Origin of the sequence: Empedobacter sp. GD03739 (assembly GCF_029843245.1) — a bacterium.
GTDB lineage: Bacteria > Bacteroidota > Bacteroidia > Flavobacteriales > Weeksellaceae > Empedobacter > Empedobacter falsenii_B.
The window spans coordinates 39398-51955 of record NZ_JAOCHX010000004.1 but is presented as its reverse complement, the minus strand read 5'-3'; the positions used below and the strand labels follow the sequence as shown (position 1 = coordinate 51955).

Here is a 12558-nt window from a genome sequence, read left to right as displayed (position 1 = left end):
TAAAATTAATGATTCAATTCTTTTACCATTCGATAATAACGTTCAATCACATTTGGATCTACCATTAAATTTACTTCGGCATCCTCTTTTCCTTTATAATTAAACAAAGAAAGCACATAACGAATAGATTCTAATCTTGCCGTATTTTTATCATTTGCGTTGACAATAATCCAAGGCGAAAAAGAGTTGTGCGTGCGCGTAAACATTTGATTGATATAATGCGAAAATTCATCCCAAAGCTCTTGTCCTTTTGCATCGACTGGACTATATTTCCACTTTTTAAGCGGATTATTTAACCTCGAATCAAAACGTGTTTGCTGCTCCTCTTTAGTCACAGAAAACCACAATTTGACAATATATGTCCCTGATTCGTACAACATATGTTCAAATTCTGAAACTTGCACCATAAATTGCTCATATTGTTGCTCGGTACAAAATCCCATAACTGGCTCTACAACTGCTCTGTTGTACCAACTTCTGTCAAAAAAAACAATTTCACCAGCATTTGGTAACTCTTTGATATAACGATTAAAATACCACTGATTTTGTTCGACTTCTGTAGGTTTATTCAATGCAACAACACGCATAGAACGCGGATTAAGATGCTCGCGAAAACGGCGAATTGTACCTCCTTTTCCTGAAGCATCTCGTCCTTCGAAAATGATTGCAACTTTTTTCTTTTCTGTCGAAATCCAATTTTGAAGATTTACTAACTCTGATTGCAGTTTTAGTAACTCATTTTCATATTCAAACTTCTTTATCACATTTTTATAGAGAGGATTTTCTTCTTGATTTTCGACCAAAAAATGCATTAGTTCTTCGGTTGTTGTAAAATCTAAAATCTTACTTTTTTTCATAAATATTTATAGATTGTAAAATCTTTTTTAAGGTAAAAATTTTACAGAACATAAAAGTGAAGATTATGATAAATCTTTCTTTTAAAATCATAAATTTTATCATATTCAACCTCAATCAATTTGGTTAAATTTGACAATAAATTAGTTTTTTGCGCATACTATTTTTCATATCACTCATATTTTCTATCGCATTTCGTCCTTTAATGCCGATGATAGATTATGTTTTGAATTATGAAGAAATCGCAAATGAACTTTGTGAAAATCGAGAAAAACCCGAATTACTTTGTAATGGTTTTTGCTATTTGAAAGAAGAAATTTCGAAAAGTGAAAAGAATCAGCCAGAAAATCATTTTGTCAAAAATTCGGTCAAAATTTTAGATGCGATTGTTCCTCAAAAACAAATTATTTCTCCAAAAAAGTATTTTACGCAAAAAAATAAATTATCAACTGATCATTATCAAGATATTAATTCTAACTATATTATTCGTTTAGTTTTTCATCCTCCAATTGTTTAATTTTTCTTTAATAAATCTAAACTATAGAATCAGATAACAATTAATTAAAAACAAATAAACAATTTAAAATGAAAAATTTAAAAAATATATTCTCTTTAATAGTATTAGGGTTTGCATTATTTTCTTGTAATAAAGAGCAAACAAAACAAGAGAATTTTGAAGTAAAGCATGTTTCTCACGAAGAAATGAAAGCTGTAACTAAATTGGATATTGCGGTTGTGAACGAAGTTGATCCAATTTGCGGAATGAAAACTGCAGATCATTTGAGTGACACAGCTAATTACCAAGGAAAAACGTATGGTTTTTGTTCGACAATGTGCAAAGAAGAGTTTCTAAAAAATCCTGAAAAACATATCCATGAATAAACAATTAATAGCCGTTATTGTTATTATTTTAGGCGTTATAGGAACTGTTTTTTGGCTAAAAAATAAGCCTAAAGATGAACTTTACACGGTAATGAAAGTTCCGGAATTTTCGATGACAAATCAAAATAATCAAACGATTACAAATCGTGATATGTTAGGAAAAGTGTACGTTGTAGAATTTTTCTTTACAAGTTGTCCAACGATTTGCCCAGTAATGAGTAACAATTTACGCACAATAGAAGATGAAATAAATGATGCAAACCTTGGTTTTATTTCGATTACAATTGATCCAAAACGAGATACACCTGCACGATTGTTAGAATATGCAAAACAAATTGGTGTAAAATCACCGAATTGGCATTATTTGACTTCGGATCGAGAAGAAATTGAGCAACTTTCGGATAAATTCAATATTTATGTTGGAAAAGACGAAACAACTGCCGAAGGTCTAAATCACAGCGGAAAACTTGCATTGGTTGATAAACAAGGAAATATCAGAAGTCGATATGATAAAATGGGTGTTCCAATACTGTTTTATTCGGGACTGAATTACAAAGATCCTGAAGGAAAAGAACCTTCTCTAGCTGGAAAATATCATCCTGAAATAGAATTTTTAAAAGAAGATATAAAAAAACTTCTTGCAGAATAAAATTTAAAACCCTCCTAAAAATGGAGGGTTTTGTTTTAATTATAATTTTCTAAATCACAGCAAATTATTGTTTGTCCTTATGGAAAATTGATGGACGGAATGCATCATGTTGTAAAAGCAAATTTATTGGATTTGAAAACAATAAAAGCGTATCGACTTTCGACCTTACCAAACCCCGATTATATTGATGTAGATCCTGACGATTTACCTTATGATGAAAATTAAAATTTAGAAGTTAAGCAATCAAATCTTGAATGGTTCAGAACGTTTAAAGCAATTTACGAAACTGGAACTTTATCTGCTGCTGCACAACAATTATTTATTTCACAACCTGGTGTTATCTTACATCTCAATTCGTTAGAAGCCTATACAGGCTACAAATTATTTGATCGATCGGCGCGAAAAATGGTTCCGACTGAAAAAGGAAAAATTTTGTATAATTTTATTTTAGAACCGATTCAAAAATTAGCTGCTGCGGAGCAACATTTTTGGAAAGAAAATTTTAAAGAACATCCAGATTTCAAACCAAATTATATTGTCCCAAATATCAGTTCTATTATTCGTTGTTTGAGCGATGGAAATGGCTTTTCTATTGTTCCCGACTTTTTATGTCAAGAAGCACTAAATTCTGGTAAAATAAAATTGGTTTGGCAAGGTGAAAAACCGTTGGAAAATACACTCTATTTTGGTTCACGAAAAAATACGATTTACGAAAAAGAAATTGAGCAATTGCAACAGATTTTTGTAGATAAATGGTGTAAAGATTTGGGTTAAATACTTCCCAAATCTTTGAAAAACGCAACCAATTGATGATTACTTGTAATTTGTAGCGACTCTTTTAATGAGCCCAATCTCTTTTCTACACTACTTAGACTTGCAGGTTTGATATTATTTTGTTTTAAGTGATTTGAAATATCTTTTAGCAAAATTCCATTCGAAAGCAAAGAAACTAACGTAACATCATACGAAGTTATTTCATACGTATTTTTTTGTTTGATACTACGTTTCATGTCCAATTCCAAATGCATTCCGCCCGCAAAAACAGTTTGTATCGCTTTTTTCAACTCTTTCGAATCTTCTCTTCCTTTCGCCACAAACCCATCTATATGGTATTCTTTGAAAAGATTATCTACCATATCCGCTTTCTTTTCTACCGAAAAAACAATCACTTTCAAATTTGGCTGAATCGCTTTTACTGCTTCAATTAAATCTCTTCCTCCTTTCAAGTTTTGCTCGCGATGATCTTCTTCAAAAGACAAATCAGAAATCAATAAATCATAAGGTTGATTGTCGTGTAATGCTTTTTTTACTTTCAAGAATGCATCATCACAATAAAAAGCATAATCAGGATTTTCTACATGTAAATCTTTTAAAACTTTCTGAACCGAAATATTAAAACTCTCAAAATCTTCTGCAATTAATACTTTTTTAAACATACTTTTTATTTAGGTTATTGAATTGGAAATTTGATCTTAATTTTTAGACCATTCACATTTTCAGTTTCAAAAATAACATCTCCGTTTAGATTAGAAATACGTGAAACCGTATTTTGCAAACCATTTTTAGGTTTTAAATCCGAAATTCCAATTCCGTCATCCGAATAATTGATGATAATTTGCTGATTTTCTTCTTTAAAATTTAATATAACTCGTGAAGCTTCGCTATGTTTTTTCATATTCGTCAACAATTCTTGCATCACCAAAAAAACCTCTGTTTTAGCATAATCTTTTACGTTTCTCCAAAGTTCTTTTTCATTTCCAATCAAATATATTTTGACTTGTTCCGAATCATAAGAACTTATCAATTGTGCTAATTTTTCTGCAAAATTTTCTTGTTGATTTTCATCGATTTTGTCATAAGAAATATCGCGCGAAATTTCATAAACAACTTCCAATTTATCTAAAATTTGATCACGATTAAATTCTGATTTATTCTCAATATCAGACATCACATGATAAATTCCGTTCGCCACTTTATCGTGTACTTTTTTAGAATATTTCAATTCTGTTTTTTTGACTTCCAAAACCTTTTCTTGTTGCAACAAAACTTTCTCTTGCTCTAATTTTTGCTTTCTTTTTCTGTACAAAAAATATCCAAAAACAAACAAAACGATCAATAAACCGATTAGAATATAAAGTTTTAAAATATCATTTTTCTTCTTTTCATTCTCTGCTTCAGCTTTCAAAAAATCTGCACGATTTTTCTCCGAATCATAACGCACCAACGCAAATTGATTTTTCGCTCTGTTACGTTCTAACTGAATACTATCGTTTAGCTTTTGATAAGCTTCAAAATATTGTTTTGCATTTGTAGGATTTTCTAATAAAATAAGTTGTTGATAAACTTCTAATTTATCGCCCACACTCTTATTTTCGAAAGCAATTTGTTTTCTTTTATAAGCATAGTCCAAGGCTTTTTTATGATCTAAATTTGAAAAATAATCTGTTAAATGCGCATAACTTGCATTTTGTCCCCACAAATCATTTTCCTTTAATCTAATATTTAACGCTTTATTTAATTCATTTATAACATTGGACTTATTGTCTTTTAACCATTTGGTATATGCTAAATTATCAGTAATTCGCGCATATTCTTTTGGATTTTCAATTGTATTCTTATCTTTTAGTAATTCTTGGTAAATCTTTATCGCTTCATCATACTGCTTATCGTAACGATAACTATTTGCAATGTTATTTTGATTGATAATATAAACATCTTTTTCTTTAGAAAAATCAATTGCTTTTTGATAATAATCTATAGCATCATTAAAATTTCCTAAATCATGAGAAGTTTGCCCTAAAATATTATATGCACTAGAAAGTGTTTCTTTTTCTTCACTTATTTTAGGGTTTAATAATTTTACCGAAGAAATAATTAATTCTTGGCTTCCAAACCAATCTCCTTGATCTTTAGAAATAAAAGCCATATTTATCAAACATTTTGATGCTTGATGTTTGTTATTCAGTTTTATAAATTCTGAATATGCTTTATTAAAATAAACATAAGCACTATCATTCTCTTGTTTTTCATAAAACTTCCATGCTTTATCATAAGCTTTATTATCTAAATTATCCTGCTCAATCTCTTTGTTTTTAGACTGTTGACATGAAATAATAAAAAGTATAAAATAAAAAAATAAAATTTTTCTCAAATCATTGTATTTACTCAATAAAGCTAAATAAAAAACGGATAGATTTCTCTATCCGCATTTAGTTTATTTTTTTGGAGGTGTACTTCCTGTTTCACCATTTGTATCACCATCTATACTATCTGATGAAGTTTGTACAACTGGATGTTGATCTTGTTAAATTGTGTTTGCATTTTGATTTGGAAAAAAGAATCCTAATAAAGCGAATAATAATTGTAACATAGCTTAAATTTTTAATTTTTTGATATAGGTGCTCTTCCTCACAAAACAGATTGCAAGTAGTGTACACGAGAAAAAAAGAAGCGCTTCTTTAGTGGGAAGTTTTTTGTAGCCTTGAGAACAATTCAGGAAAAATGCTTCCCTTCAAATCACCTCAACTATTTTCGAGACTACGTTTTCAGAAATCAAGTTTTTTGTTTTTGTTTTGATTTCTATTGCAAAGTAAATACAGAACACAAAGTCGCTGTTAGACAAACAATGGACAAGTTTTGGACAATTATTGGACAGCCCGTTTTACGGGAAACCGTAATTTATTTTGTCCAAAATTTGTCTACTTTGTAAAAGAATTAAAAATGAAATGTCTACGAAAAAATATCTATTCGAAAAAGTTTTTGAGAAAGCAAAAAATGAATTTGGGAGTTGAAGTAAAAATGGAATGTCTGTGCATTTAGAAAAAGTAATTTCAGATGATTATAATTATCCTATAACAAGCAAATCTTTTTCAAGATATTTTGATGATTTCGTGAAAGAAAATAATTTAAAGAAGGAAATAAGTCCTGATTTATTAAACATTCTTGCTCATTATATCGGTTATGAAAGTTTTGGAGATTTTAATCAAAAAAATCAGCAGACAAAAAAATGAAGAAAAAGAAGTTAATGTAGAAGAAATCGCATCCGTAGAACCAATAATAGATAATAATATTTCTGAAGAAGAATCAATAATTAATCTTCCATCAAAAAAGAATAATTTCTTTCAGAAAATAAAACTTCAACGAAATAAAGTAATTGCTGGAAGTGGTATTGCTATGATTTTGGCTAGCGGAGGATTATTTCTTAATTCAATCAATCAAAATTCGTCTTGTATGGTTTGGAAAGAAAATCATTATGAAGAAATCGAATGCGAAGAAACTTCACCTCAAATGAATGCTGTTCCATATAACGAAACTGTTTTTCAATTGAAGAAAATCACAAAACCTGATACTTTAAATTTTGAAAATGCACTTGATAAAGTTTGGTATACAAAGAAAAATAGTGAAGTAGAATTTTATACAAATTACGGTTTACATCCTGAAAATGGCAAAACATTGAAACCTGTCACAAAATATATTTTTAACTAAATATGTCTTAAATAATGAACAATAAAAAAACACTCAACATGCGAGATGAAGAGTGTTTTGATTGTTAGAAATGATATATAAAATTTAGAAAATTTTAAAAAGAATACGAATACTAAATGTGATAACTAAAAAAGCTACAGCCAAAATAGCAACTTTCTGAGGTATTTTGCCTGCTAATTTCGCTGCAATTGGCGCTGCTAAAGCTCCTCCAATTATTAAACCTGCAATGATAAAACCGTGACTTACACCCAAAGCTGCAAAAAAAGTCAACGATGCAGAAAGTGTCACAAAAAACTCGGCTAAACTAACTGTTCCTACTACTAAGTTTGATTTTTTTCCTTTTGCTAATAAAGTTGATGTCACGACAGGTCCCCAACCTCCACCACCAAAAGCATCTAAAAAACCTCCGGCAAATCCTAAAAATCCAACTCGTTTTACTTTTTTGCGTTCGATTTTTTTTCTGAATGCTAAAATAATTAATCGAATTCCGATGATTAAGGTGTACGAAGCCAATATTCCGTAAGTAATGGTTTCGTATTTGTTTCCCAAATAAACCAATAATAATGATCCCGAAACTGCTCCAATAACGCCTGGAATAGCCAAAGCAACCAATAATTTTTTGTTTACATTTCCAAATCTATAATGCGAAAAACCACTAATTCCGCTCGAAAACATTTCGGCAGTATGAATACTACCACTTATTGAAGGCAGATTAACGCCAAACAACATCATACTTGTGGAACAGGTTACACCATATCCCAAACCAACGGCTCCGTCGACCATTTGAGCGAAAAAACCAACAGCCAACATAATGTAAAAAACATTTGGAATGTGAATCACAAAATCTTTCGCTTCCGAAAAACTTACGATTGATGACAAAGCATATCCTAAGAATAATGCAAAAAATATCAATGTAATTTCGGTTACTAAACGTTTGTATTTTTTAGTCGATTTTTTTCCTTCAAATGAAGAAGTTAAATGATTCAAATCGGTTAGTTTTTGATTAAAATCTCCTTTGTGATTATTTCTAATTTTATTTAAACTTTCAATGTTTTCATCAATTGAATCTGGAATAACATCAGAAAAATATTCTCTCAAACGTTTTGCCATAACAGGAGATTGTCCATTTGTGGAAATCGCAATTTTAAGATGACCTTTATTCACAATCGAACCTAAATAAAAATCGCACAAATCGGGCTGATCAGCTGCATTAACCAAAATTCCTTTTGCATTTGCTTTTTGCTTCACTTCTCTCGAAGTTTCATTATTATCGGTTGCGACAATCACTAAATCTACATCTTCCAAATCACTCGATTCGAACGCATGAGTTTCATGTTGAATTGATGGATATTGCAAAAAAACATCTTTCAATTCTTGTTTAAATTCCTTTGCTACAACTTTCAAATTGACTGAAGGATTTTGTTTGATTAGCGTCGAAACCTTTTCTAATCCTACATTTCCTCCTCCAACAATCAGGAAGCGCAAATGTTCTGTTTTTAAAAATATCGGGAATAAATTATTTTTCATTGTTCTTAAAGCGATTTAACTAATTAACCGAAAAATATTTTCGATAGGTAAAATCTCCGAATGTTTCATTGTCTATTTTTTCATTTGTATAACTTTCGAAAACTTGATCTAATTCATTCAAAATCTCTGCTTCATTTACTTTTTCTTTGTAAATTTTGTTCAAACGAACACCATATCGATCTCCTCCCAACATCAAATTATAATGTCCAGCAGAAGTTCCGACAAAACCAATCTCCGAAACATACGAACGACCACAACCATTTGGACAGCCCGTCATACGAATCGAGATATCATCATTTTGAAGTTGATGTTTTTCTAGCAAAGGTTCTATTTTAGTCACTAATTCTGGTAAATAACGCTGTGCTTCTGCCAAAGCCAATGGACAAGTTGGTAAAGCCACGCACGCCATCGAATTTTTTCGAAGTTCACTAATATCTTTGTGAATAGAATATTTTTCTAAAAGCTGTTCAACTTTAGCTTTATTTTCAGTTGAAATTTCACCTAACAATAAATTTTGATTCGCTGTAAAAATGAAATTATTGATATTTAATAAAGCCAATTCATGTAAAAATGCTTTCTGATTTGGCTGAACAACTCCATTCTCCACAAACAAAGTGTAATACCACATTCCGTTATTCACTTGTCGCCAATCATAAATATCAGAACGCTCCGTAAATTGATAGGACTGAGAAGGCTCTAATTTAAAACCAACACGTTTTTCTAATTCAGACTTGAAACCATCAACCGTTAATTTATCAACTGTATATTTTAATCGCGCTAATTTTCGATCTCCACGATTCCCAAAATCACGCTGAATTGTCAACACTTCATAAGCCAGTTTCAACACTTTTTCTTCAGAATCAACAAAACCAATTTCGGTTGCTAAACGCGAATATGTATTTGGATTTCCGTGAGTTGTAGACAAACCTCCACCAACAGCGATATTGAAACCTTTCAATTCATTATTTTCGATAATCGCAATCAGTCCCAAATCATTTGCAAAAACATCTACATCATTAGTTGGCGGAATAGCAATTGCAATTTTAAATTTTCGGGGTAAATAGCGGTCTTCGTACAAATCATCTTTCTCTGTTTCGCGTTCGTAAATCTTTTCATTATCCACAAAAATCTCATAATAAGCTTGTGTTTTAGGCAACAAATGTTTTGATAATTTATCTGCATATGCATGAATTTGAGCATGAATAGACGAAACCAACGGATGAGAACTCGCAATTACATTTCGGTTCACATCACCACAAGCCGCAATAGAATCTAACTTTGCTTGGTCAAAAGATTGTAAAGTTGGGCGCAATTGATGTTTCAAAATTCCGTGCAATTGAATGGTTTGACGCGTTGTAATTTTCAAAACGCCTGTTCCATATTGTTCAGAAGTTTCATGAATTGCCAACCACTTATCAGCGTCAATAATTCCACCCGGAATACGCAAACGAATCATAAACGAATACAATTTGTCTAACTTTTTTTCTGCGCGTTCTTCTCGTCTATCGCGATCATCTTGCACATACATTCCGTGAAATTTCACCAAAGCTTCGTCATCTGCACGTACATTTCCAGTGTGATTATCTAGCTCTATACTTTCTTTTAACGTACCGCGAAGTCCGTCACTTTTTATTTTAATTCCTTCTATAGGAGATTGTTTTTCTATACTCATTTTATTAGTTATTGGTTGATTAGTAAACATCTTTTTGGTAGCGACCTTCTTCTTCCAATTGTTCCAGAAAATTTTTCGCTGAAACCTCATCTTGATTTGATTCTTTTGCTATTAATTCGATCAAAGCACTTTCTACATCTGTACTCATTCCGTCTTTTTGACCGCAGACATACAAATACGCACCTTCGTTTAACCAATTGTAAAGTTCTTTTCCTCGTTCTTTCACTCGATCTTGCACATAAATTTTATGTTTTTGATCTCTCGAAAAAGCTGTATCTAATTTGCTTAAAACTCCTGTTGAAAGCCATTCCTGAATTTCAGTTTGATAATAGAAATCCGAAACAAAATGTTGCTCACCAAAAAACAACCAGTTTTTACCTTCTGCGCCAATTGCATCGCGATGTGTCAAAAAACTACGAAAAGGCGCAATTCCAGTTCCCGGACCAATCATAATCACCGACTGATTTTCATCTGGAAGTTTGAAGTTTATATTTTTATGAATGTAAAATTCTATGGATTTATCTTGCTCAAAATCTGCTAAAAACTGAGAACATAATCCAGTTTTTTGTTGATCTGAAACTGAAAAAGTATTCAGACTAACCGTTAAATGAATTTCGTTATCATGTGCTTCATTCGATGATGAAATCGAATATAAACGTGGCGCAATCGGATGCAAAAGATCTAAAATATCATCAAATTTCATTGTAGATTCTGACGAATAATATTTTGATAATAAATCAATTAAATCAATCTTAGTTTCAAGAATTTCTACATTCAAAATTGTTGCAAATTGATCGATTGATTTTTTAGAAAGTGCTCTAATATTTTTTTCTTCAAGTTCTTTTGCGCGATTTTCTTCATTGAAAAATTTTGCAATCGTTAAAATTTCGGTTTGATTATTTTTTGGATAAACACCCAAAGCATCGCCAGGTTCGTAATCTACTTGCTCATCAACTGCAATTTCGATATGATATGTTTCTTTGTTTGAACCTCTATCGTTCAAAACAATTTTATGCTTTACAATTCCTTCGTACGATTTTTTCTGCGTAGAAGAACTTTGTAATTTTTGAGGTTGAACATTTGTTGAACTTCTTTCTGATTGAATAGTTTTTAAAATTTCAGCAAACCAATTTTCGGCAATTTCCTGATAATCTAAATCTACTTTTACCAAATCAAAAACGCGTTGCGCACCAAGTTTTTCGAATAATTCATCAATTTCTTCTCCTGATTTACAAAAAAACGGATAAGACGTATCGCCCAAACCAAAAACAGCAAACTTTGTTTGATTTAATTTTAGGTCAGAATTGCTCAAATTATCATAAAATTTTTGTGCATTTTGAGGTAAATCTCCATCTCCTTGCGTACTAAAAATTAGAATTAAAAATTCTTCTTTTTCAATTTTTTCCAGTGGATATTGAAACGCATCAATCGCTTTGGCTTGAATTTTATTCTTCTTAAAAATTCCAAGTAATTGATTAGCTAATTTCTTCGCATTTCCTGTTTCAGTTCCATAGATTATTGTAGGTTTGATTGAGGTTAAAACTCTTTGTTCTTGCGGTACTTCTTGTGTTTGATTTGCAACTAATCCAGCCAAATAACCATTTGTCCAAATAATTTCGTCACGTGATAATTCTTTGACTAAACTTTTTACTAAGTTCAATTTTTCGTTAGCTAGCATAAGAAATTGTTGTTTTATAGTTATCAAAATATGAATTGGAAGTTGGTTGTTCATCTAACCAAGCGAATGATTGATGCAAATTGACAACATGACCAACGATAATTAAAGTTGGTACAAAATCAAAGGTTGGTAAATGATTTTCTACAATATTTTCAAAAGTAAACACTTGCGTTTTCTGATCTGGAGTTGTCGCTTGTTGAATAACTGCTAAACCTTTTTCGGTATCAATTCCATTCAAAATTAACTGATCGGCTAAAGTTTGTAAACGTTGTCCACTCATATAAAAAACCAATGTATCTGACGTTTTTGCCCAATCTTTCCATTGTTTATCGTCAATAGATTTCAAATCGCACAACGTCAACATGCGAACTCCTTTCGAATGATTTCGTGCTGTCAACGGAATTCCCGTGTAAGCAGCAGCACCAAAAGCAGCCGAAATCCCTGGAATTATTTCGTACGGAACATGATTTTTTTTCAAGGTTTCTAATTCGTCCAAAATATTAGAGAAAAGCGAAGCGTCACCTCCTTTCAATCGAACCACTAATTTTCCTTGCATTGCAAACTCAATCATCAAGTCGTTGATATCTTTTTGAGGCGTGTGAATTCCTTTCGAACATTGTTTTCCGACATAAATAACCAACGCATCTTTCGCCGCATATACATCTATTAACACTGGAGAAACCAAACGATCTGTCAAAATAACATCGGCTTTTTTGATATAATTTAATGTTTTGAGTGTCACCAATTCTGGATCTCCTGGACCAGCACCGGCCAAAATTACTTTTCCTATTGTTGTTTGCATGTTTGTAA

The 12558-nt window shown here is 31.3% G+C and carries 12 protein-coding genes and 1 pseudogene; 6 read left to right on the top strand and 7 right to left on the bottom strand.

The window, feature by feature from the left end; all coding sequences use genetic code 11:
* Positions 1-5: 5 nt before the first annotated feature.
* A complete protein-coding gene (gene ppk2, locus N5E64_RS02525; RefSeq protein WP_312150877.1) occupies positions 6-812 on the bottom strand; it encodes a polyphosphate kinase 2 in 807 nt (268 codons plus the stop codon).
* A 254-nt stretch (positions 813-1066) separates the two neighbouring features.
* On the opposite strand from ppk2, the gene N5E64_RS02520 reads away from it, so the two are divergent.
* The 5 genes and pseudogenes from N5E64_RS02520 to N5E64_RS02500 all read left to right on the top strand — a co-directional run.
* The gene (locus tag N5E64_RS02520) at positions 1067-1372 is read left to right on the top strand and encodes a hypothetical protein (RefSeq protein WP_125348816.1); all 306 of its coding nucleotides are present in this window, start codon (positions 1067-1069) and stop codon (positions 1370-1372) included.
* 68 nt (positions 1373-1440) lie between these two features.
* Positions 1441-1737: a YHS domain-containing protein gene (locus N5E64_RS02515; protein WP_038332307.1), complete on the top strand. Its 297-nt coding sequence runs from the start codon at positions 1441-1443 to the stop codon at positions 1735-1737.
* Positions 1730-2386, top strand: coding sequence for an SCO family protein (locus N5E64_RS02510; protein WP_219035054.1), 657 nt, complete (start codon positions 1730-1732; stop codon positions 2384-2386). The genes N5E64_RS02515 and N5E64_RS02510 overlap by 8 nt, the downstream gene beginning before the upstream one ends.
* Before the next feature lie 90 nt (positions 2387-2476).
* Positions 2477-2611 (top strand): hypothetical protein, encoded by a 135-nt coding sequence (locus N5E64_RS02505; RefSeq protein ID WP_280035573.1) that lies wholly within the window; start codon positions 2477-2479, stop codon positions 2609-2611.
* 15 nt (positions 2612-2626) lie between these two features.
* Positions 2627-3160: pseudogene (locus tag N5E64_RS02500) on the top strand (LysR family transcriptional regulator); the annotation flags it as partial.
* Here N5E64_RS02500 and N5E64_RS02495 read toward each other — a convergent pair.
* Together N5E64_RS02495 and N5E64_RS02490 are read right to left on the bottom strand one after the other, a co-directional pair.
* Positions 3157-3822, bottom strand: coding sequence for a response regulator (locus tag N5E64_RS02495; protein WP_280035572.1), 666 nt, complete (start codon positions 3820-3822; stop codon positions 3157-3159). The pseudogene N5E64_RS02500 and the gene N5E64_RS02495 overlap by 4 nt on opposite strands.
* Positions 3823-3836: 14 nt before the next feature.
* Positions 3837-5537: a tetratricopeptide repeat-containing sensor histidine kinase gene (locus N5E64_RS02490; protein ID WP_280035571.1), complete on the bottom strand. Its 1701-nt coding sequence runs from the start codon at positions 5535-5537 to the stop codon at positions 3837-3839.
* Positions 5538-6346: 809 nt separating this feature from the next.
* On the opposite strand from N5E64_RS02490, the gene N5E64_RS02485 reads away from it, so the two are divergent.
* Positions 6347-6871, top strand: coding sequence for a hypothetical protein (locus N5E64_RS02485; protein ID WP_280035570.1), 525 nt, complete (start codon positions 6347-6349; stop codon positions 6869-6871).
* Positions 6872-6955: 84 nt separating this feature from the next.
* On the opposite strand, the gene N5E64_RS02480 is transcribed toward N5E64_RS02485, so the two are convergent.
* From N5E64_RS02480 to cobA, 4 genes are read right to left on the bottom strand one after another with little or no spacing between them, the layout of a single operon-like run.
* Positions 6956-8398 carry a TSUP family transporter gene (locus N5E64_RS02480; RefSeq protein WP_280035569.1) on the bottom strand — a complete coding sequence of 481 codons (1443 nt, stop codon included), beginning with the start codon at positions 8396-8398 and terminating at the stop codon, positions 6956-6958.
* 19 nt (positions 8399-8417) lie between these two features.
* A complete protein-coding gene (locus tag N5E64_RS02475; protein ID WP_280035567.1) occupies positions 8418-10070 on the bottom strand; it encodes an NADPH-dependent assimilatory sulfite reductase hemoprotein subunit in 1653 nt (550 codons plus the stop codon).
* Between the two features lie 19 nt (positions 10071-10089).
* A complete protein-coding gene (locus N5E64_RS02470; RefSeq protein ID WP_280035565.1) occupies positions 10090-11748 on the bottom strand; it encodes a sulfite reductase flavoprotein subunit alpha in 1659 nt (552 codons plus the stop codon).
* Entirely contained in the window at positions 11738-12550 is an 813-nt protein-coding gene (cobA, locus tag N5E64_RS02465; RefSeq protein ID WP_280035564.1) for a uroporphyrinogen-III C-methyltransferase, read from the bottom strand. Before cobA ends, N5E64_RS02470 begins: the two co-directional genes overlap by 11 nt.
* Positions 12551-12558 lie beyond the last annotated feature (8 nt).

Coding starts and splice junctions, on each gene's coding strand:
- cobA (WP_280035564.1), bottom strand. CDS start 12,550: ATGCAAACAACAATAGGAAAAGTAATTTTGGCCGGTGCTGGTCCAGGA.
- N5E64_RS02475 (WP_280035567.1), bottom strand. CDS start 10,070: ATGAGTATAGAAAAACAATCTCCTATAGAAGGAATTAAAATAAAAAGT.
- N5E64_RS02470 (WP_280035565.1), bottom strand. CDS start 11,748: ATGCTAGCTAACGAAAAATTGAACTTAGTAAAAAGTTTAGTCAAAGAA.
- N5E64_RS02510 (WP_219035054.1), top strand. CDS start 1,730: ATGAATAAACAATTAATAGCCGTTATTGTTATTATTTTAGGCGTTATA.
- N5E64_RS02520 (WP_125348816.1), top strand. CDS start 1,067: ATGATAGATTATGTTTTGAATTATGAAGAAATCGCAAATGAACTTTGT.
- N5E64_RS02515 (WP_038332307.1), top strand. CDS start 1,441: ATGAAAAATTTAAAAAATATATTCTCTTTAATAGTATTAGGGTTTGCA.
- N5E64_RS02485 (WP_280035570.1), top strand. CDS start 6,347: ATGAAAGTTTTGGAGATTTTAATCAAAAAAATCAGCAGACAAAAAAAT.
- N5E64_RS02495 (WP_280035572.1), bottom strand. CDS start 3,822: ATGTTTAAAAAAGTATTAATTGCAGAAGATTTTGAGAGTTTTAATATT.
- N5E64_RS02505 (WP_280035573.1), top strand. CDS start 2,477: ATGGACGGAATGCATCATGTTGTAAAAGCAAATTTATTGGATTTGAAA.
- N5E64_RS02480 (WP_280035569.1), bottom strand. CDS start 8,398: ATGAAAAATAATTTATTCCCGATATTTTTAAAAACAGAACATTTGCGC.
- ppk2 (WP_312150877.1), bottom strand. CDS start 812: ATGCATTTTTTGGTCGAAAATCAAGAAGAAAATCCTCTCTATAAAAAT.